The organism is Winogradskyella forsetii (assembly GCF_013394595.1).
GTDB classification, from domain to species: Bacteria; Bacteroidota; Bacteroidia; order Flavobacteriales; family Flavobacteriaceae; genus Winogradskyella; species Winogradskyella forsetii.
The window spans coordinates 1,070,443-1,089,872 of record NZ_CP053348.1 but is presented as its reverse complement, the minus strand read 5'-3'; the positions used below and the strand labels follow the sequence as shown (position 1 = coordinate 1,089,872).

19 protein-coding genes are annotated in these 19,430 nt (G+C 34.4%); 16 read left to right on the top strand and 3 right to left on the bottom strand.

What is annotated here, in order from left to right:
* Window positions 1-36: 36 nt before the first annotated feature.
* The 8 genes from HM987_RS04640 (at window position 37) to HM987_RS04605 (ending at window position 10,669) form a co-directional block, all read left to right on the top strand.
* Window positions 37-672 (top strand): MOSC domain-containing protein, encoded by a 636-nt coding sequence (locus HM987_RS04640; protein ID WP_179005674.1) that lies wholly within the window; start codon window positions 37-39, stop codon window positions 670-672.
* Between the two features lie 221 nt (window positions 673-893).
* Window positions 894-4,346, top strand: coding sequence for a pyruvate carboxylase (locus tag HM987_RS04635; protein WP_179005672.1), 3,453 nt, complete (start codon window positions 894-896; stop codon window positions 4,344-4,346).
* A gap of 12 nt (window positions 4,347-4,358) precedes the next feature.
* Window positions 4,359-5,150, top strand: a complete 792-nt coding sequence (locus HM987_RS04630; protein WP_179005670.1) for a class I SAM-dependent methyltransferase — start codon at window positions 4,359-4,361, stop codon at window positions 5,148-5,150.
* Window positions 5,151-5,215: 65 nt separating this feature from the next.
* On the top strand, window positions 5,216-5,893 hold the full coding sequence (locus HM987_RS04625; protein ID WP_179005668.1) for a DUF4377 domain-containing protein: 678 nt from the start codon (window positions 5,216-5,218) through the stop codon (window positions 5,891-5,893).
* Window positions 5,894-6,040: 147 nt separating this feature from the next.
* Window positions 6,041-6,778: an outer membrane beta-barrel protein gene (locus HM987_RS04620; protein ID WP_179005666.1), complete on the top strand. Its 738-nt coding sequence runs from the start codon at window positions 6,041-6,043 to the stop codon at window positions 6,776-6,778.
* Between the two features lie 26 nt (window positions 6,779-6,804).
* Window positions 6,805-7,761, top strand: coding sequence for a 23S rRNA (adenine(1618)-N(6))-methyltransferase RlmF (gene rlmF / locus HM987_RS04615; RefSeq protein WP_218645591.1), 957 nt, complete (start codon window positions 6,805-6,807; stop codon window positions 7,759-7,761).
* Window positions 7,762-7,954: 193 nt separating this feature from the next.
* Window positions 7,955-9,190, top strand: coding sequence for a DEAD/DEAH box helicase (locus HM987_RS04610; RefSeq protein WP_179005664.1), 1,236 nt, complete (start codon window positions 7,955-7,957; stop codon window positions 9,188-9,190).
* A 144-nt stretch (window positions 9,191-9,334) separates the two neighbouring features.
* The gene (locus HM987_RS04605; protein WP_179005662.1) at window positions 9,335-10,669 is read left to right on the top strand and encodes a hypothetical protein; all 1,335 of its coding nucleotides are present in this window, start codon (window positions 9,335-9,337) and stop codon (window positions 10,667-10,669) included.
* Here HM987_RS04605 and HM987_RS04600 read toward each other — a convergent pair.
* Window positions 10,666-11,070 carry a hypothetical protein gene (locus HM987_RS04600; RefSeq protein ID WP_179005659.1) on the bottom strand — a complete coding sequence of 135 codons (405 nt, stop codon included), beginning with the start codon at window positions 11,068-11,070 and terminating at the stop codon, window positions 10,666-10,668. The two genes, HM987_RS04605 and HM987_RS04600, sit on opposite strands and share 4 nt — an antisense overlap.
* Window positions 11,057-11,641: an RNA polymerase sigma factor gene (locus HM987_RS04595; RefSeq protein ID WP_179005657.1), complete on the bottom strand. Its 585-nt coding sequence runs from the start codon at window positions 11,639-11,641 to the stop codon at window positions 11,057-11,059. The genes HM987_RS04600 and HM987_RS04595 overlap by 14 nt, the downstream gene beginning before the upstream one ends.
* Window positions 11,642-11,948: 307 nt before the next feature.
* Between HM987_RS04595 and HM987_RS04590 the strand changes: the two genes are divergently transcribed.
* The 3 genes from HM987_RS04590 to HM987_RS04580 all read left to right on the top strand — a co-directional run bounded on the left by HM987_RS04590 (window position 11,949) and on the right by HM987_RS04580 (window position 13,728).
* Window positions 11,949-12,293, top strand: coding sequence for a DUF6249 domain-containing protein (locus HM987_RS04590; RefSeq protein WP_179005655.1), 345 nt, complete (start codon window positions 11,949-11,951; stop codon window positions 12,291-12,293).
* A 111-nt stretch (window positions 12,294-12,404) separates the two neighbouring features.
* Window positions 12,405-13,382 carry a peptidase associated/transthyretin-like domain-containing protein gene (locus tag HM987_RS04585; protein ID WP_179005653.1) on the top strand — a complete coding sequence of 326 codons (978 nt, stop codon included), beginning with the start codon at window positions 12,405-12,407 and terminating at the stop codon, window positions 13,380-13,382.
* Entirely contained in the window at window positions 13,375-13,728 is a 354-nt protein-coding gene (locus HM987_RS04580) for a DoxX family protein (RefSeq protein ID WP_179005651.1), read from the top strand. The genes HM987_RS04585 and HM987_RS04580 overlap by 8 nt, the downstream gene beginning before the upstream one ends.
* 38 nt (window positions 13,729-13,766) lie before the next feature.
* Here the strand turns inward: HM987_RS04580 and HM987_RS04575 are convergent, their stop codons facing one another.
* A complete protein-coding gene (locus tag HM987_RS04575; protein WP_179005649.1) occupies window positions 13,767-14,447 on the bottom strand; it encodes a M15 family metallopeptidase in 681 nt (226 codons plus the stop codon).
* 471 nt (window positions 14,448-14,918) lie between these two features.
* Between HM987_RS04575 and HM987_RS04570 the strand changes: the two genes are divergently transcribed.
* The 5 genes from HM987_RS04570 (at window position 14,919) to HM987_RS04550 (ending at window position 19,399) form a co-directional block, all read left to right on the top strand.
* Window positions 14,919-15,845 (top strand): alpha/beta hydrolase family protein, encoded by a 927-nt coding sequence (locus tag HM987_RS04570; protein WP_179005647.1) that lies wholly within the window; start codon window positions 14,919-14,921, stop codon window positions 15,843-15,845.
* A 563-nt stretch (window positions 15,846-16,408) separates the two neighbouring features.
* Window positions 16,409-17,269 (top strand): SPFH domain-containing protein, encoded by an 861-nt coding sequence (locus tag HM987_RS04565; RefSeq protein ID WP_179005646.1) that lies wholly within the window; start codon window positions 16,409-16,411, stop codon window positions 17,267-17,269.
* Between the two features lie 68 nt (window positions 17,270-17,337).
* On the top strand, window positions 17,338-17,838 hold the full coding sequence (locus HM987_RS04560) for a hypothetical protein (protein WP_179005644.1): 501 nt from the start codon (window positions 17,338-17,340) through the stop codon (window positions 17,836-17,838).
* Between the two features lie 6 nt (window positions 17,839-17,844).
* Entirely contained in the window at window positions 17,845-18,024 is a 180-nt protein-coding gene (locus tag HM987_RS04555; RefSeq protein ID WP_179005642.1) for an Arc family DNA binding domain-containing protein, read from the top strand.
* A gap of 64 nt (window positions 18,025-18,088) precedes the next feature.
* Window positions 18,089-19,399 (top strand): DUF819 family protein, encoded by a 1,311-nt coding sequence (locus tag HM987_RS04550; RefSeq protein ID WP_179005640.1) that lies wholly within the window; start codon window positions 18,089-18,091, stop codon window positions 19,397-19,399.
* The last annotated feature ends 31 nt before the right edge of the window (window positions 19,400-19,430 follow it).

Below are 19,430 nucleotides of genomic sequence, written 5' to 3'. Positions count from 1 at the left end.
TACTATTGACCATATTATTTTTTATACATTTAATAAATGAAAATCATTTCAACCAATATTGCGCAACCAACCCAGTTCTTATGGAAAGGAGAAGAAGTCACAACTGGCATTTATAAAAAACCAACCGACGTTCCTATATATTTAGGAAAAGAAGCGGTTAAAGGTGACGAAGTTTCAGACCGAAAAGTACATGGCGGTGAATTTAAAGCTTGCTATTTATTTTCTTCAAATCATTATCCTTATTGGCAAGAATTGTATCCTCATTTAGATTGGATGTATGGTATGCTAGGCGAAAACTTAACCATCGAAAATTTAGATGAAAAACAACTGTTTATTGGAGATATTTATAAATTAGGTAAGACGTTCGTACAAATCACACAACCTAGAGAACCCTGTTTTAAGTTCGCGCATAAATTTGGTTCAAATAAAGTCTTACAACAATTTATTGACCATGGATATTCTGGGACTTATCTTCGTGTTTTAGAAGAAGGTATGGTAAAAACAGGAGATTCCTTTAACTTAGTTGAACGTTCTAAAGATAGCGTTTCCATTTTTCATTTTTTTGAATTGCTCTATTCTAAGAATAAGAACAGGGATCACATTCGTCTAGTACTGGACAATGATGCTTTACCTCTAAGTTTAAAAAAACGTTTAAAGTATTTTCTCCAATAAGCAGTTATAACAAATTGCTCCCTATTCTTATCGGTTTTATTTGAAAAACGACTCAGGATCAAGGACTTTATTCAACTTTTCAACTATTATATAAACATTTAAAACACAGCTTTTAATAAAATAATTAGCTTTTACGAAAACGTTGTAGTAAGTCTTTCTTATATTTGAAAATCATCACAGTAAATCAGAGGTTAAAACCCAATCATCTTACAATTCCAACCATGAAAATCAAAAAAATATTAGTTGCCAATCGGAGTGAAATTGCTATACGTGTTTTAAGGGCTTGTGCAGAACTTAATATTGCTACTGTCGCTATTTACACATACGAGGACCGCTATTCGCAACATAGAAATAAGGCTGATGAGTCGTATCAAATTGGTGAGGACAACGCACCACTAAAACCTTATCTGGATATTGAAGAAATTGTAGCGCTGGCAAAAGAGAAAAATGTAGATGCCATACATCCTGGATATGGTTTTTTATCTGAGAATTCAGAATTCGCGAGGCGATGTGCCGAAAACGACATCATTTTCATAGGTCCAGATCCTGAAGTTATGGATGCTTTGGGCGACAAAATCACAGCTAAGAAAATTGCTGTAAAATGTAAAGTTCCAATCATTGAAAGTAACAAAAAAAGTCTGACGTCTTTAAAAATCGCTATTTCTGAAGCTAATTCCATTGGTTACCCATTGATGCTAAAAGCCGCTTCTGGAGGTGGAGGTCGTGGGATGCGTGTGGTTCGAAATAACTCAGATTTAGAACAAAATTTTGATTCAGCTCGAAATGAAGCTTTAAACGCTTTTGGTGATGATACCATGTTCTTAGAAAAGTATGTTGAAAACCCAAAACATATTGAAGTTCAAATTGTAGCAGACAGACATGGCAATATTCGTCATCTTTTTGAACGCGATTGTTCAGTGCAACGTCGTCATCAAAAAGTAGTCGAAGTCGCACCTTCTTATAATGTATCACAAAATGTAAAAGATGCCCTTTACAAATATGCGGTAGACATCACTTCAGAAGTCAACTATAATAACATAGGAACAGTTGAATTTTTAGTCGACGAACAAGACAATATCTATTTTATTGAAGTCAATCCAAGAATTCAAGTTGAGCATACCGTTACCGAAATGGTTACTGGAATCGATTTAGTGAAAACACAAATATTCATCGCTGGAGGTTATAAACTATCTGACAAACAAATAAAAATTTACGAACAAGCCTCTATAGAAACCAATGGTTTTGCTTTACAATGTCGATTAACCACTGAAGATCCTGAAAACAATTTTACACCAGATTACGGAAATATTACGACCTACAGAAGTGCATCAGGAATGGGAATTCGGTTAGATGCTGGCAGTATTTATCAAGGGTATAATGTGAGTCCGTTTTTCGATTCTATGCTAGTAAAAGTTTCTGCGCAAGGACGAACACTCGATGGAGCTGTTAGAAAAATGGTGCGTGCCTTAAAAGAGTTTAGAATTAGAGGTGTAAAAACCAATATTCATTTTCTGCAGAATGTGATTTTACATGACACCTTCAAAGCGGGAAAAGTAACCGTGAATTTCATCCAGAATACACCTTCTTTATTCGAAATAAAACTGCCACAAGACCGAACTTCAAAAGCCGTTAATTTCCTTGCTGAAGTTATAGTCAATGGGAATTCCGATGTTAAAAACATCGATAGAGACAAAGTATTTAGAAAAGCAAAAGTTCCAAAGTACAAGCGATTAGATGCGTTTCCCAAAGGCACCAAGGATTTACTGACCGAACTGGGACCAGAAGCCTTTTGCCGATGGTTGATGCGTGACAAAAAAATACATTACACCGATACCACCATGCGAGATGCACACCAATCACTTTTAGCGACCCGTATGCGTAGCTACGACATGCTAAAAGTGGCTGAAAGTTTTGCAAAAAACCATCCCAACACCTTTAGTATGGAAGTTTGGGGAGGCGCAACTTTTGACGTCTGCTATCGCTTTTTACATGAAAGTCCATGGACACGATTAAGGGAGTTGCGTAAAGCCGTTCCTAATATATTGTTTCAAATGTTATTGCGAGGCTCAAATGCCGTAGGATATAAAGCTTATCCAGATAATTTAATTGAAAAATTCGTCGAAAAATCTTGGGAAAATGGGGTTGACATTTTTAGAATTTTCGACTCGCTCAATTGGGTGAAAGCCATGGAACCAAGTATTAGATATGTGAGAAATAATACTGAAGGCATCGCACAAGCTGCCATTAGTTACACCGGAAATATTTTGGACCCGAAAGAAACCAAATACAATCTAAAATATTATACACAACTCGCCAAGGATTTGGAAAATGCTGGTGCCCACATGATCGCTATAAAAGATATGGCTGGCTTACTAAAACCTTATGCAGCCACAGAATTGGTTACGGCACTTAAAGACACGTTGAACATTCCTGTTCATTTACATACCCATGACACCTCTTCTTTACAAACTGCCTCCTATTTAAAAGCGATTGAAGCTGGCGTTGATGTAGTCGATGTGGCACTTGGAGGTCTTTCAGGACTCACGTCACAACCGAATTTTAATAGTGTTGTAGAAATGATGAAAGGCCAAGAACGCGCGCACGATTTTGATATGAATTCCTTAAATCAGTTTTCAAATTATTGGGAAGATACGCGCGAAATGTATTATCCATTTGAATCTGGTTTAAAAGCTGGAACTGCAGAAGTATATCAACATGAAATTCCAGGTGGTCAATATTCAAATTTACGCCCTCAAGCGATGGCCTTAGGTTTAGGAGATCGATTTGAAGAGGTAAAAAAAATGTATGCCCAAGTTAATGCCATGTTTGGAAATTTAATCAAAGTGACCCCTAGCTCTAAGGTGGTTGGCGATATGGCCATTTTTATGGTGACTAACAATTTAACACCAAGTGATGTAATGGAACGTGGTGAGAGCATTTCATTTCCAGAATCGGTAATTAATTTCTTTAAAGGCGATTTAGGACAACCTGTTGGAGGCTTTCCGAAAGAACTTCAAAAAATAATTCTTAAAAATAGAGACGCTTACACAGACCGACCAAATGCGCATTTAGAACCTGTAGATTTCACAAAAGAATTTGCGGCTTTTAAAAAGAAATTCCAGCAAGGTTTTACAAGAGCGATTGAAACGGAAGATTTTTTGTCTTATATGCTCTATCCAAAAGTATTTGAAAAAGCACATGAAAACTATAAACGCTATGGGAATGTAGCACTCATACCAACCAAAGATTTCTTTTTTGGCATGAAGTTACAAGAGGAAACCAATATCACACTAGAACCTGGAAAAACCATAATTGTAAAGTTACTTTCCGTTAGTATTCCTAATGATGAAGGCATGCGAACCGTGTTCTTTAAAGTGAATGGTGAAAACCGTTTTGTTGAAATTTTTGATACCTCATTAAATATTAAAAAAGTTGAAAATGTAAAAATCGATACAGAAGACACTAATCAAATTGGTGCGCCTCTGCAAGGATCCTTATATAAGGTATTAGTTAAGAAAGGTTCTACGGTAAAAGAAAATGATCCTTTGTTTGTGATTGAAGCCATGAAAATGGAAACGACCGTAACAGCTCATAAATCTGGAAAAATTAAGTCTGTTGCTTTAAATGAAGGGAGTATGGTAGGACAAAATGATTTGATTGTTACCTTTGAATGATAAATTCAATTTATGTCAACCAAATACAACCTAATAGGAATCAATTATAACCAAACCAGAAAAGCAGATCCGTATTTAACTGAAAAATTGGTAAAACATCTGAATCTAAAAAAGGAAGGTTTGTATTTAGATATTGGTTGTGGCACTGGTAATTACTCGAATGCACTTCAAGAAAAAGGATTTCAATTTATTGGCATAGATCCCTCAATCGAAATGCTTCAAAAAGCGCAAGCCAAAAATCCAGCTATGAATTGGAAAATTGGTTGTGCTGAAAACACAAAGTTACCTGAACAAAGTATCGATGGCGTTATTGGTACGTTGACTATTCATCACTGGACCAATTTGGTAAGAGCATTTTCAGAATTAGCCTATATTTTAAAACCTGATGGTAAAATTGTCATTTTCACTGCTACTCCAAATCAAATGAAAGGATATTGGCTAAATCATTATTTTCCACAAATGTTAAAAGAGTCCATAACCCAAATGCCATCGCTTGAAGCGGTTGAAAATGCCATGCAACTTTCAAATTTAAAAATTACAAAGACCGAAACCTACAGTATAAAACCCGATTTGAAAGATCAGTTTTTATACTGCGGCAAACAAAATCCGGAATTATATTTTGATGAAAACATAAGGCATGGGATTTCGTCTTTTAGTGCTTTAGCTAATATTGAGGAAGTTGAAAAAGGTTTAACCGCATTACGAAAAGATATTGACAACGGCAAAATAGATGAGATTATAAAATCTTACGAAAATGAATTGGGCGATTACCTTTACATCATAGGAGAATTGGCTTATTTTTAACGTTTTATAAATTGTATTGGCAAGGCTTTTGAAAATTATGAGGTCAATTAAACAAACACATAATTATGACCATATTTAAATCATTCGCAATTCTTACATTAATCCTAATGATGTCTTCTTGTGGCTCCACAAAACACACAACATCGACCTACTGGGTCAACAGCTCAAAAGTCGATTGCGATGCTGGCGCAGGAAAAGCAAAATGCCTCCAAGTTACAAAAGCAGACGATTACGAAAATACAGATTGGTCTAATTTTCATTCCACAATAAATGGCTTCACTTTTGAACCTGGTTTGCTTCAAAAAATTGAAGTTACAGAAATGAAATTAGAGGTTGAAAATGTTCCTGCTGATGCGTCTTCAATTCAATACGATCTTGTTAAAGTTCTAGAGAAAAAATCAGATCCAAAAATGGCGATTCATGATATTTGGGTAGCAACGCACATTAACGGTGAGGAAATTGCCAAAACCAATGCGCCAACACTTGAAATCAACTCCACGGAAATGCAAGTTTATGGATCTAATGGTTGCAATAATTACAATGGGCAGATTAAAACCTTAAATTCTAAAGCCATAGAATTCGGAGCCATTGCCTCAACACGAAAAATGTGTGCCAACATGACGATTCCAGATCGTTTTGATAAAGCATTGAATAGAACAACAACTTACAAAAAAGAGGGTTTAACCCTGAAACTCTTTAATGGACATGGAAATGAAATTCTACGTTTCAGAAAAGTGGATTAACATTTGGGTCGTTTAGTTAAAGTTCGTCTGAATAACTCAATAACCTAATATCTTTTTTTACCATAATTTGAAATTGCAATTAAGTGTTATCATTTTCTTTTGGTTTACTTTTGTCAAACTCTTTATCATAAATCGCAGAATCAAAATATGAAACAAAAAATTTTATTTATACTTCTAACCAGTTTATTTACCCAATTATATTCACAAGTTAATACTATAGATTTTCAATTATCTCTTGGCCCGACATTATCTGTTCCAAAAACCAGTGAGCTAACCAATTCTAACGTTTCTGGAAGTCCAGAAATAAAATCGTCCATAAATATTGGTGTTTTTATATTACCAAGCATAAACTATTTTATAAGCGAAAAAAGCTCAATAGATTTTGGTGTTGGGTATTATTTGGATAGATTTTCAATTGAAGATAAAATAGGATATGTGACCCACAAAGGAAATAGGAATATACACCAAATTCAAACACCTATAAATTTCAACTTTCATTTCGGAAATGACAAATCTTATCAGTTCGGAATTGGAGCATTTGCAATTTTTACGGTTGCAGCAAAAGAAAAAGGCGATAGTAATGTGGATTCATCAAGAATCGATTTCATTGACCCAAGCGACCCACTTGTCTATAATAATATCTCTATTGGCTATGAAAAAGACATCAAGGATAATTATAATTCTGTGAGTTTTGGTACTTACTTACAATTGAAGAAAAGCATTTCTTTTTCAGCGAGTAAAAAAGGATTTATCCTTTTAAAAATCAACCAATATATCAATGCCATAAAGAATAACGATACGGATTCTGATCTTAGTCAATATGTAGAGTTTAAGAATGAAAAAGAGCCGATGACTGTTAATCTAGGAGTTGGTCTTATATTATAAGGAGAGAACTAAAAAAAATTTTCAAGTTGCAAGAGAAAAAAACACATCCCAAAGTAAAATCAGAACTTCATCCCAGAAGTCAGCATAGAGAACGTTATAATTTTCAAAAACTCATTAAAAGTTCTCCAAAATTGGCCGCGTATGTGGCGCCAAATAAATATGGAGATGAATCTATTGATTTTTTTAATCCTGATGCGGTGAAAGCGTTAAACAAGGCGTTATTAATTCATCATTATGGCTTACAATATTGGGATATCCCTAAACATTATTTGTGTCCACCAATTCCTGGTCGTGCAGATTACATCCATAATATTGCTGACCTTTTAAAAGGCAATGGTTCCGAAATTCCAAAAGGCAAGCACATTAAAGGCTTGGATATTGGTGTTGGTGCTAATTGTATTTACCCAATTATTGGCCAGCACGAATATGGTTGGTCATTTATAGGCAGTGATACAGACGAAACTGCGATTGCTAATGCTAAAGAAATTGAACAGCGAAATTCGAGTTTAAAGTCGACATTGGAAATTAGGCGCCAAGAAAAATCCAATGACTTTTTCTACAACATTTTAAAACCGGAAGAAAAAGTGGATTTTACAATTTGTAACCCTCCGTTTCATGCATCTGCCGAAGAAGCTCAAAAAGCAAGTTTAAAAAAGCAGAAGAACCTAAAAGGTAAAAGACCAAACAAAGCACTTTTAAATTTTGGTGGACAACATAACGAACTCTGGACTAAAGGCGGTGAAGCACGCTTTGTAAAAGACATGATTTACGAAAGCAAGCATTTTGGAAAACAATGCTTATGGTTTACGAGTTTAATTTCGAAAGAAACCACCCTAAAACCGACCTATAAAATTTTACAAAAAGTAAATGCGACAGACGTTAAAACGATTGAAATGGGACAAGGGCATAAAGTCAGCCGATGTATTGCTTGGACGTTTTTAACTGATGAAGAACAGAAGGATTGGGTTGCTGAACGTTGGTAGAAAGATTTCGTCACTTCGAGTATTCCGATTTTTTTATCGGAATGTATCGAGAAGCAATTGAAATTAAGAGATTCTCGATACAATTTGCTCATACTTCACAAATTACTCGAACTGACGTAATAAATAATTTTAAAATTTTTATAGCTAAGATGGAATTAACAATTGTTCTACCTTTGCATTAAATTCGAAACTCATGTCATTCAAAGACTTACACCTCATAAAACCATTACAAAAAGCGATTGAAGCTTCAGGTTATGTTGATCCCACTTTGGTACAGCAACGTTCTATTCCTCTAGTTTTAGAAGGTAAAGATGTCATTGTATCTGCACAAACTGGCACAGGAAAAACTGCGGCTTTTGCGTTGCCTATTTTACAGCAACTTTTTGATAAGCAAGATGCGCCAAAAAAAGGCAAGAAAATAAGGGCTTTGATCGTGAGTCCTACTCGGGAATTGGCAGTACAGATTCAACAGAATTTTAAAACCTATGCACAATTCACTAATCTGCGTTCTCTGGTTGTCTTTGGAGGAGCATCCATAGAACCACAAATTGATGTGCTAAAAAAAGGTGTTGATATTTTAGTCGCAACACCTGGTCGCCTACTCGATTTGCATAAACAAGATTATATCAATCTCGATTATATTGAAACCTTCGTTTTAGATGAAGCGGATTTAATGTTGGCCATGGGCTTTATTGATGATATTAAAAAAATAGAACGTCTTTGTCCTGAGGACAAACAAACCTTATTATTTTCGGCCACCATTCCTTATAAAATAGAGGAATTGGCAAAAACCATTCTTAAAAATCCTGAACGTATTGATGTGACTCCAACAAAATCAGTTGCTCAAGATGTGAGTCAGGTGTTGTATTACGTCCCTAAACGCAACAAAATTGAGTTGTGTTTACATTTAATGCGAAACACCATAAAAGGAAATGTTCTCATTTTTAGACGTACCAAATTTGGGGTTAACAAATTAGAACAGACCTTACTTAAAAACGGCTATACCGTTGATAGCATTCATGGAGACAAAGCGCAAAGTGAACGGCAAAATGCTTTGAATAAATTCAAAAATGGTTATGTAAAAGTCTTAATTGCCACAGATGTTGCTGCTCGTGGCATTGATATTAACGAACTCGATAACGTCTTTAATTTTGATATGCCAAATGTACCGGAAACTTACGTTCACAGAATCGGTAGAACTGGTCGTGCTGGAAATATCGGAATAGCGTATTCCATGTGTTCTGCTGATGAGAAAAGCTATGTAAAAACTATTGAGCAAAGCATTAATGTTCAAATTCCTGTTGAAACTGAACACCCTTATCCCTTAGATCCAAAAGCGAAACCGATAGTGCATAAAAAGAAAGGGAGTAAGTATAAAAAAGGCAGAAAAAGTGAAGCTTCCAAGAAGAAGAAAAAACGTTGGTATTGATGAGATGGAAGCTTGAAGCATGAAGCACGAAGTAGGAAAAATAGAGTTTGGGAAAATTAAAATAGTTTTTAATTTTTATTAAAAAATACAATTATCGTTGAATATGCCTAAATTTATAGGGAATTAACCCAACCAACCACTTAAATGAGTCAAGATTATAACAATCCTGCGTTTAAAAAGCTACTCAAAAAACTTCAAGAAGAAAGCTGGCAACTGGAATTGCTAATTTCTGGTTTTGCCATTTTCGGATTATTTAGTGCTTATGACCCTTTAAAAGTAGCCATTATAGAAGCCACTAATGACGGCATTATTCATCAAGCTATAATTGCCCAAGTCGCTTGGTTTTCTTGTATTATACTACTATTTAATTTGTTGCTGCATGTATTGTTGCGCGGTTTATGGATTGGTGCTTTGGGTTTACGATATGTGTCTGGCGATATTGATTACGAAGAATTAAATTACAGTTTAAAGTTTACCACCTATTTAAAGAAAAAAGTAGGTTCTTTTGATAGGTACATTGGGCGTTTGGAAAATTATTGCAGTATTATTTTTGCGGTTTCCTTTCTGCTCATATTTTACGTGCTCGCACTTACATTTACCATACTAGTCATGGTACTTACAATAGAATATATTGTAACCAATGAAAACCTGCCCGAATGGATTCGGAATTTTTTAGGTATTCCACTAATTATTTTTGTTGTCCTAGGTTTACTTCTCACGTTTATTGACTTTGTTTCACAAGGCTGGTTAAAAAAGAAACAATGGCTATCAAAAATCTATTTTCCTTTTTATTTAGTATTTAGCACCATTACCTTATCTTTTCTATATCGACCTATTGTTTATAATTTTTTGGACAATAAATTTGGCAAGCGTTTGAGCTTAATCTTATTTCCTATTTTTATTCTAGTTATAATTATGACTTCCCTGAACCATAATTTTTCAAACTATTTCAATGAACGGAACAGCTCTACCAACTACATTGCCAGCGATAATAATTATGAAGATTTAGTATTAACAAATGAGGAACTTTTTATTGACGATGCAGCGATTCAATCTAAAATAATTTCAGGAACCTATGTAAAAGTATATGTGAAATTCTCTGAATCCATAGAAGACAATATTTTTGAATTTAATGAAGGGCTAAAACCAGAAAAAGACATTAGAGGCATTACATCAGATATAAAAATTGGCTTTAACCATGCTAGTAATAACAGTGGTAATAGTCGAAAACGTTTAGATAGTTTGCGAACGGATTATTTAAGAACATTCAACAAAGTATATTCGGTTGAGATAGATACTTTGAAATTTGTATCAGATTTTGTAGTCAATAAAAATGCCTTGGGATTTGAAACTTATTTACCGACTGAAGCCTTAAGTTCTGGAAAACATGTTTTATCCGTAAAATATAAAACTATAAAGGAAAAAGACACCTTAGAAAAAAATATTATATCGATCATTTTCTGGTATTATCCCAACTAATACGTCATCCGTTTATCAAGATAATGTTTTAACAAAGGCACCTGAATACTCACCATAATTGCCAAAAGCACAACAGCATACATCAGCGTAGTTGAGAAATCAACGGAAAGATTTTCTAAAGGATTAACCGTTATATTAGACCAATCCAATCGGTCAAACCATCCATCATTTTTAGTTTCTTTATTCAAATAAATATAGCCAACCAAAGCCACAAAACCACCCAAAATCACAAACCAAACTGACTTTGGAATCAATGGCTTATATACTGTAACTGTTGATTTGGAAATTGCTTCAACCTTAGACATTATATTATCTGTAAAGCTCAAAGAAGGTTGCTCTAAACTATCCGTGGACATTAGTTTTCCAATGAGTTCTTCTATTTTTTTATCATCCTTTTCCATAATTCAATCTGCTTTCTGGTTGTAAATATTGCTCTAAAATAAGGGCTAACTTTTTTCGTGCTCTAAAAAGCTTCACTTTTACTGTGTTGGCTTCAATATTTGTAATCTTCGAAATTTCCTCTAAAGATAAGTCCTCAAAATAAAATAAGGTCAGCAATGCACTCGTTTCTTCAGGGAGTTTGGCCACACAATTTCTTATCAATGCTTTCTTTTCATTCATAATCATGTTTTCCAACGCATTATCAATAACATCTAATTTATTAAAAGTAAATTCATCAATAGCAACATCATTTAAAAATTTTTTATTCTTTTTTATGCGGTCCAAACACGTATTGTAGGTCACTTTATAAATCCATGTCGAAAACTTAGAGTCACCTTTAAACTTATCCAATGACTTAAAAACTTTTACAAAAGTATCTTGAGCCACTTCCTCTGCCTCTTCTCTATGTTTTAACATGCGTAAGGCCAAAGTATAAACCAAATCCTTATACAGATCCACTAATTGCGCATACGCCTTAGTGTCTCCATTTTTAATAGCTTTGATTAGTATTTGGTCGTCGTTGATGGTCATTTTGTATTTAAGACGACATAAAACAATATAAGGTTACACAAATACAATAAATTTATTTTTTTTGAAAAAAGTGTAACCTGAATTCAAACCTTGTCGTCATAAGCTATGAACAAATAAAATTAATCAATGAAGTTACTTAAACTATTTCTTTTTGCTGCAAATAAGTCTTTTTCACTTTGATTTCGACTTTTTCTCATACCGTAGCTAAGGCTACGTTATTCAAAAAAGGCTTCTTCAAAATAAAAAATCTATAATTTTCGCTATAAAAACACATAGTCCAAATAACTCCAATTAAAAAACAAACATTATGAACGAAGAAATTTTAATACCGCTTAGTCTATTCGCAGCAATATTTGGAATGGTATATTTATACCTATCTACAAGAAACAAGGAGCGCCTGGCACTTATTGAAAAAGGTGCAGATGCAAGTATTTTTAACCTAGGCAAACGCTCTGGTTCCTCTTGGAAAGTTATTGTTTTAAACTTAGCGTTTCTGTTAATGGGTATTGGGTTAGGCGTGTTTATTGCTAATATTCTAGAAACTTATACGGGTTTAGATGATAATGCTATTTACCCAGCTATGATATTCTTAATGGCTGGAATGGGTCTCTATGTAGGTTTTACCCAAACCAAAAAAGCATTAGATGACTAATAATTAAGAACTAATCAATCTTTAAAAAGCGTCTCTTCCGATAGTTATCGGAATTGAGGCGTTTTTTTATGCCCATAAATAATGTATCTTTAAAAAATTATAAGCTTAACCATGCACAAATTTTTATTTTTCCTACTTTTTATTGGGCAATTATCTTTTGCCCAGATCACTATTAAAGACAGTATTTCAACTTATCCTGTGAGTTATGCCACTATTTCGTTCGGAAATGGTAACGGTATTTTTGCGGATGATGAAGGTCAGTTTTTCTTCACCAAGAAATTATATCCAGATATCGATTCGCTTTTTATTTCGGCTTTGGGTTTTAAAGATTTGAATGTTTCCACAAACAATTTGCCCAGCCAATTATTGATGCATCCTGAAGCTTCAGAATTAGATGAAGTTTTGGTTGGAGTTACAATAGATAGAAAATTCAAAGAAGAAAAACTAAAACCATACCTAGATGACGATTATTACAATTGTTGGCTACCGACCATAGAATCTGAGATAGCGGTTTATTTTCCTAAAACCACTGACCAAGATCAAAAGCTAAAAACAGTATTTTTTCCTATTGCTTTAGAATCGAAAGATTGGGAAAAGCGCAACCGTAAAAACAGTGAAAAGAAAAAATTTTCGACCTTATTTAAAGTTAAATTTTATGACAATAATAATGGCGTTCCCGGGAAAGTGCTGACCTACGAAACCATTGTTTTTAGAGCGACTGAAAAAACTGGCGATGCCTTTGAGCTGAATGTCGAAGATTACGACATTTACATTCCTGAAAATGGTTTTTTTGTGTCCCTTCAAGTTTTGGGTTACACTAACAAAGAGGGAAAGCTGTTACCTAATAAAAAGTACAAAGAGATTAAATCCAAATCTGGTGATATCGTAAAAATCCCGACCAACTTTAGACCATTATTACCTTTTACAGATGAGGTGGAAGGCAAAAACACTTACATTAAACGTGTGTTCATCAATGGCAACAATTGGGTGAAGTTTGACAAAGGCAATGGTTTACAATCCAGTCTACTCAAACGGGATTTATTTAATTATGGCATTGGTTTAACCTATAAAACTTACAAAGATGAATGAGCCAATTGGTCTTTACATAATGGCAGGAATTTATGTTTTAGCAGGAATCATGCATTTTATAAAGCCAAAAATGTATATGCGGATTATGCCAAAATATTTACCAAACCATAAAGCTTTGGTGTATTTGAGCGGAATCGCAGAGATGCTATTAGGCATTGGATTATGTATTCCTGCTGTAAAAAATATGGCCATTTTTGGCATTATTGCAATGTTGGCGGTTTTTCTTTTGGTACATTTTTATATGCTTTCTGGCGAAAAAGCATCTGCAGGAATTCCGAAATGGATTTTGATTTTACGGATTCCACTTCAATTTGGTTTGATGTATTGGGCTTGGGTTTATTTGTAATTTTAAATTTTAAAACTTGAATTTTTGAGTTCAATAATTCACTCCACCTCAAAATCAAAATAAGTCTTAGGAAAGGGTTCCCAACGCAAGGTAAAATGCCACCACTCCTTTGGATAGTTTCTAAAATTGTGCTTCAACATTACGGTTTGTAACAATTGGCGGTTTTGCTTTTGCTTTTCCGTTAAATCATCATGGGCAACCCAAGACGCTTTGCCAAAAAAATCGTACGGACTTCCCATATCCAAAGGTGCTCCTGTTTCACCATCGATGATCGTTAAATCTATTGTACTGCCTCTACTATGCCCAGAACGAGAGGCTATATAACCCGCTTTAAACAAATTTCTTTTATTCACTTCAGGATAAAATTGCTGTTTATTAATGGTATCGTTCAAGTCTTTTGCCCAACGGATAAAATGATTTACGGCACGTTGTGGCCTATAACCGTCATACACTTTTAAACAGAGATTTTGTTGCTGTAACTCATCTTGAACCAATTTCAGCTTTTCGGCTGTGCCTTTGGTCAATATCAAACGATTGGCCTTGTAGCCATCTATAGTATCACCGACAAAATTGTTTTGTGAAAAATATCGTAATTCCACATTTAAATCCGGAATTACAGATGTTACATACACAAAACCTTCAGGCAAAGTTTGCTTTTGTTGAAAACCAAATAAAAGCAATACTAAACTTCCTATGTAAAAAATTGTTTTATAATTCATATCGAACTACTAAATTACTGAAAAAATAGTGACGAAGAAAAGAGGGTTCGGTTTATCACAACATTGATAGTTCACAGAAGTGAAAAAGTCCTAAAAAACAAAAAACCGAGATCCCTCAATCTCGGTTTTCGTTTATTTGCTTTTTAACTATGCTGGTAGATTTAGGGTCTCTAAGTTAACACAACATAAGGCAAATATTAATTAATTAATCCATTGAACTAAAAACTAAATTTTAGTACGAGTCAAATATATAATTCATTTTGAATTGCAACGCTAAAAAACACATTTAATCGATGTATTGCATATAATTTTAACATTTAAAGACGAAATAGTGCATTTCACCGATAAAATACATTACTCAAATGGTAAAAACATTGCATTTCAAAATGAAAAATTGGTATAAAATTTGAATCAAAGTTTAATGTTTGAGGTATATGAAGTAACTTTAAACATCATAAAAACAATTTAAAAATGAAACAGTATGTAATTCTCGCTTTTTGTTTGGTTTGTTCCATTGGTTTGAGTCAGGACAAAACTTATACGGAAGAAGAATTGGCCATCACAAAATGGATCGATGGTACATTACTCAGTCCAAACGGAAATGACAAACCCAATTTAGCCATCATAATTGCAGGTTCTGGACCTACAAATCGAAACGGCAATCAGAATTTCCTTAAAAATAATTCTTTAAAAAAGTTGGCAGAAGGACTTACAGACAATGGTATTGCTACCTTTAGATACGATAAGCGCATCGTAAAACAGATTCTAAAGAATAACGTCGATAAGAACATGATGTTCGATGATTTTGTAAGCGATGCTTCTGATGTTTTAGATTACTTTAAGGAAAAGGATAGCTATAATAAAATTTATGTCATCGGTCACAGTCAAGGGAGTTTGGTCGGCATGCTATCGGCTAAGGACAAAGCTGATGGTTTTATTTCATTGGCCGGAGCTGGCAATAATATAGGAGACGTCATTATTGAACAAGTAACCAAAATGGCACCAAAACTAGGCACAGAAGCGCAACGAATTGTCGGTTTATTAAAGAAGGGAGAAAACACTACGGATTATCCTGATGCTTTAGGCTCTATGTTTGGTCCGAACATTCAAGATTTTATGATCAATTGGATGACTCATACTCCGACCGAAATCATTCAAGATTTAGAAATGCCGATTCTAATTATTAATGGCACAAAAGATCTTCAAGTTTCGGTTAAAGAGGCGGAACTATTAAAGGAAGCCAATGACCAAGCAAAATTGATAATTATAGACAACATGAACCATGTGCTTTTTGAAATTGAAGGTGACGATTTAGAAAATTCAAAATCATATAATGAATCGTTTCGAAAAGTTTCTCCAATACTTATTGAAAGTATTACGGATTTCATAAAATCTTAATAGGCAGTCATTAATCACAACTTCACAGGAAAGCATCTTTTTAAGGTGCTTTTTTTTTATGTTGAAACCTCATAAAAAACGAAAAGCATCCCTTCCGATTATTAACGGAAACGAGATGCTTTTTCAACTTAACCAACTAAACAAAATGAAAAGCATTCCTCCCGATTACTATCAGGAACGAGATGCTACCTCTAATTGAATACCAAACAAAATGAAAAGCATCCCTCCCGATTACTATCGGGAACGAGATGCTAATTCTAATTGAATATGAAACAAAATGAAAAGCATCCCAACCACGAGATGCTTTTTCTAACTAACCAACCAAATGTAATACAACTACTTTGTAGTAATGTTACCAGATGGTAACTATCGTAATATGTATTACGATTAGTATATTACAAACGGCGTGCCAAACTTTATTTTATGAACGCTTTTTATTTAAACTCATAAAACTGTAACAAATAAATTTATTTGCATACTAATCTAATAAGTTATATCTTTATGATATCATTTTAATATCATATTGAATTTTAAATAGATTAACCAACTAAATTTTTGAAATCATGACAGAAGAAAAAATCATCGTCCCTGCAAATGGCTACTTAATGTTATTCTTATTTATAGCATTATTCTTTGGAAGTATTGCGCTCATTCCCATAACACAAACAGCTTGGCCTGCATTTGGTATTGTCGTAGCAATTATATTGGCATTCGGATTTTTAATGGTACAACCAAATGGTTCCCGTGTGTTACTTTTATTCGGAAAATATGTTGGCACCGTAAAAAAGAACGGCTTCTATTGGGTAAATCCATTGTATACTAAAAAGAAAATCTCCCTAAGAGCCAGTAACTTTGATAGCGAACGTTTAAAAGTGAATGACAAATTAGGAAATCCAATCATGATTAGTACAATTTTGGTTTGGCGCGTTCAAAACACTTACAAAGCAGCATTTGACGTCGATAATTACGAAAATTTTGTACGCGTACAAACCGATGCGGCAGTACGGAAATTGGCAAGCATGTACCCATATGATAACTTTGCAGATGAAGGTGTTGATGAAGATATCACGCTCCGTTCTAGCGTCAACGAAGTGAGCAATGCTTTAGAAAAAGAAATAGACGAGCGCTTAACCATTGCAGGCATAGAAGTACTCGAAGCCAGAATCGGCTATTTGGCTTATTCTAACGAGATCGCCAACGCCATGTTAAAGCGACAACAAGCCACAGCCATCGTAGCAGCAAGACATAAAATTGTTGAAGGTGCTGTGAGTATGGTCGAAATGGCCATTGAACAACTCAGCAGAAAAAATGTCGTGGATTTAGATGAAGAACGCAAAGCGGCAATGGTCAGTAATCTAATGGTTGTGCTTTGTGGAGATAAAGATGCGTCGCCAGTTTTAAATACAGGAACCTTAAATCATTAATCCAAATTTTTTATTAAGGATTAAATTTTATTAAAATAGAACTATCAAGAGCTTTTGTAATCTAACCCATGAGAATTTTCAAGGAAGAACAACGTTTTAATCAATTATGGCTAATTGTGCTGCTATTAGTTAGTATAATGGTTCCTATAGCTATCATCATTAGTGAATATATTGAAAATCCCAGTAGCTTTTCTATAAGCGAATTAATATCCATTATTGGAGTTATGATTTTAGCTTCTGGAATTATATTTTTGTTTAAGCTAAACACGAGAATAGACGAAAAAGGAATTCATTATAAATTTTTCCCTTTGCATTGGAGTTTTAAAACCATTAACTGGAGCCAAATTGATAACGCTTATGTAAAAACTTACAATCCCATTGGTGAATATGGTGGCTGGGGATTGCGTGGTGGATTTTTTTGGAATAAGTCTAAGGGAAAAGCTATAAATGTTTCTGGTGATGTTGGTATTCAAATCAAATTGAAAAGCGGAAAAAAATTATTAATTGGAACGCAAAAACGCAACGATGCCGAAAGTGTGTTAGCCACCTATAAATCAAAATTCAATTAATCTATAATGTCTAAAAAGAAAGCCTTTGCATTACGAATCAATGAAGATATGCTGAAAGCTGTTGAAAAATGGGCTTCGGATGAATTTCGCAGTACCAATGGCCAAATCGAATGGATGTTAATGCAATATTTAAAAGAACACAATAGGCAACCCAAACAAAAAGATAATTCTACAGATAAAAAGTGATCCGAAACGGTCACTTTTTTAGTTTTTAATTTTTGTATTTTGCAGGCACCAAACAAACTTGACTATGGACAATACTCCTATTTTTACTGATGATACTATAGTATTCGGACTTCTTATGCTCGCTTTAGGATTTGTATTTATTACAGAATCCATCAAAACGGGATTTTGGCCAAAATTTTATAAAATAGTGCCAGGACTATTTATGGCGTATATGCTTCCAGCTGTTTTAACCACAACGGGCTTAATTTCGCCGGAATGGACAACGGTTTCAGAAACAGGAGTTGTAACCGAACATAGTACCAGCCTATATTATGTTGCCAGTCGCTATTTGTTACCGGCAGCTTTAGTTTTAATGACATTGAGTATCGATTTAAAAGCGGTTTTTAACTTAGGTTGGAAAGCTTTGGTGATGTTCTTCACAGGAACATTGGGAATAGTTATTGGTGGACCTATTGCTATTTTATTAATTGCAGCCGTTCATCCCGAAACTGTTGGAGGTGTTGGGCCAGATGCGGTATGGAGAGGGCTTTCTACATTAGCGGGAAGCTGGATTGGTGGTGGTGCCAACCAAACTGCCATGTTAGAAATTTATGGCTACAACCAAGCTAAATATGGAGGTATGGTGTTTGTAGATATCGTTGTCGCCAATATTTGGATGGCTATTATATTGATTGGAATTGGAAAAAGAAATCGTATTAATAAATGGTTAAAAGCAGACACATCTTCTATCGAAGAATTGAAAGAAAAAGTATCCTCATTCTCAGAAAAAGTAAAGCGAAATCCATCACTGACAGATATTATGATTATTGGTGCTATTGCTTTTGGCACTGTAAGCGTCGCACATTTCAGTGCCAATTATTTAGCGCCGCTTTTCGAAGGTATTGTTGCTGGAATAGAATCTCCGACCACAAGAAATATATTTACCTTTTTAAGTTCAAAATTCTTTTGGATGATCAGTGTGGCAACCATAATCGCTATATTATTATCAAACACCAAAGCTAAAAACTATGAAGGTGCTGGTGCAAGTAAATTTGGAAGTGTTTTTATTTACATCCTTGTCGCTAGTATTGGAATGAAAATGGATTTAACCATGATCTTTGATAATCTTGGTCTTATTGCTATTGGTGTTGTTTGGATGACAATACATGCGATACTGCTAATCCTAGTTGCAAAACTAATTAAAGCCCCTTATTTCTTTTTAGCCGTTGGTAGCCAAGCCAATGTTGGTGGTGCTGCCTCTGCTCCTATTGTGGCTTCTGCGTTTCATCCGTCTTTGGCCACCGTTGGCGTTTTACTTGCTGTTTTTGGCTATGCTGTTGGAACAATTGCTGCTATTGGTTGTACAATTTTAATGGAATTGGCTGCAGTTAGTTAGCAATATTCAAACAATTATAAGATATTTGCGC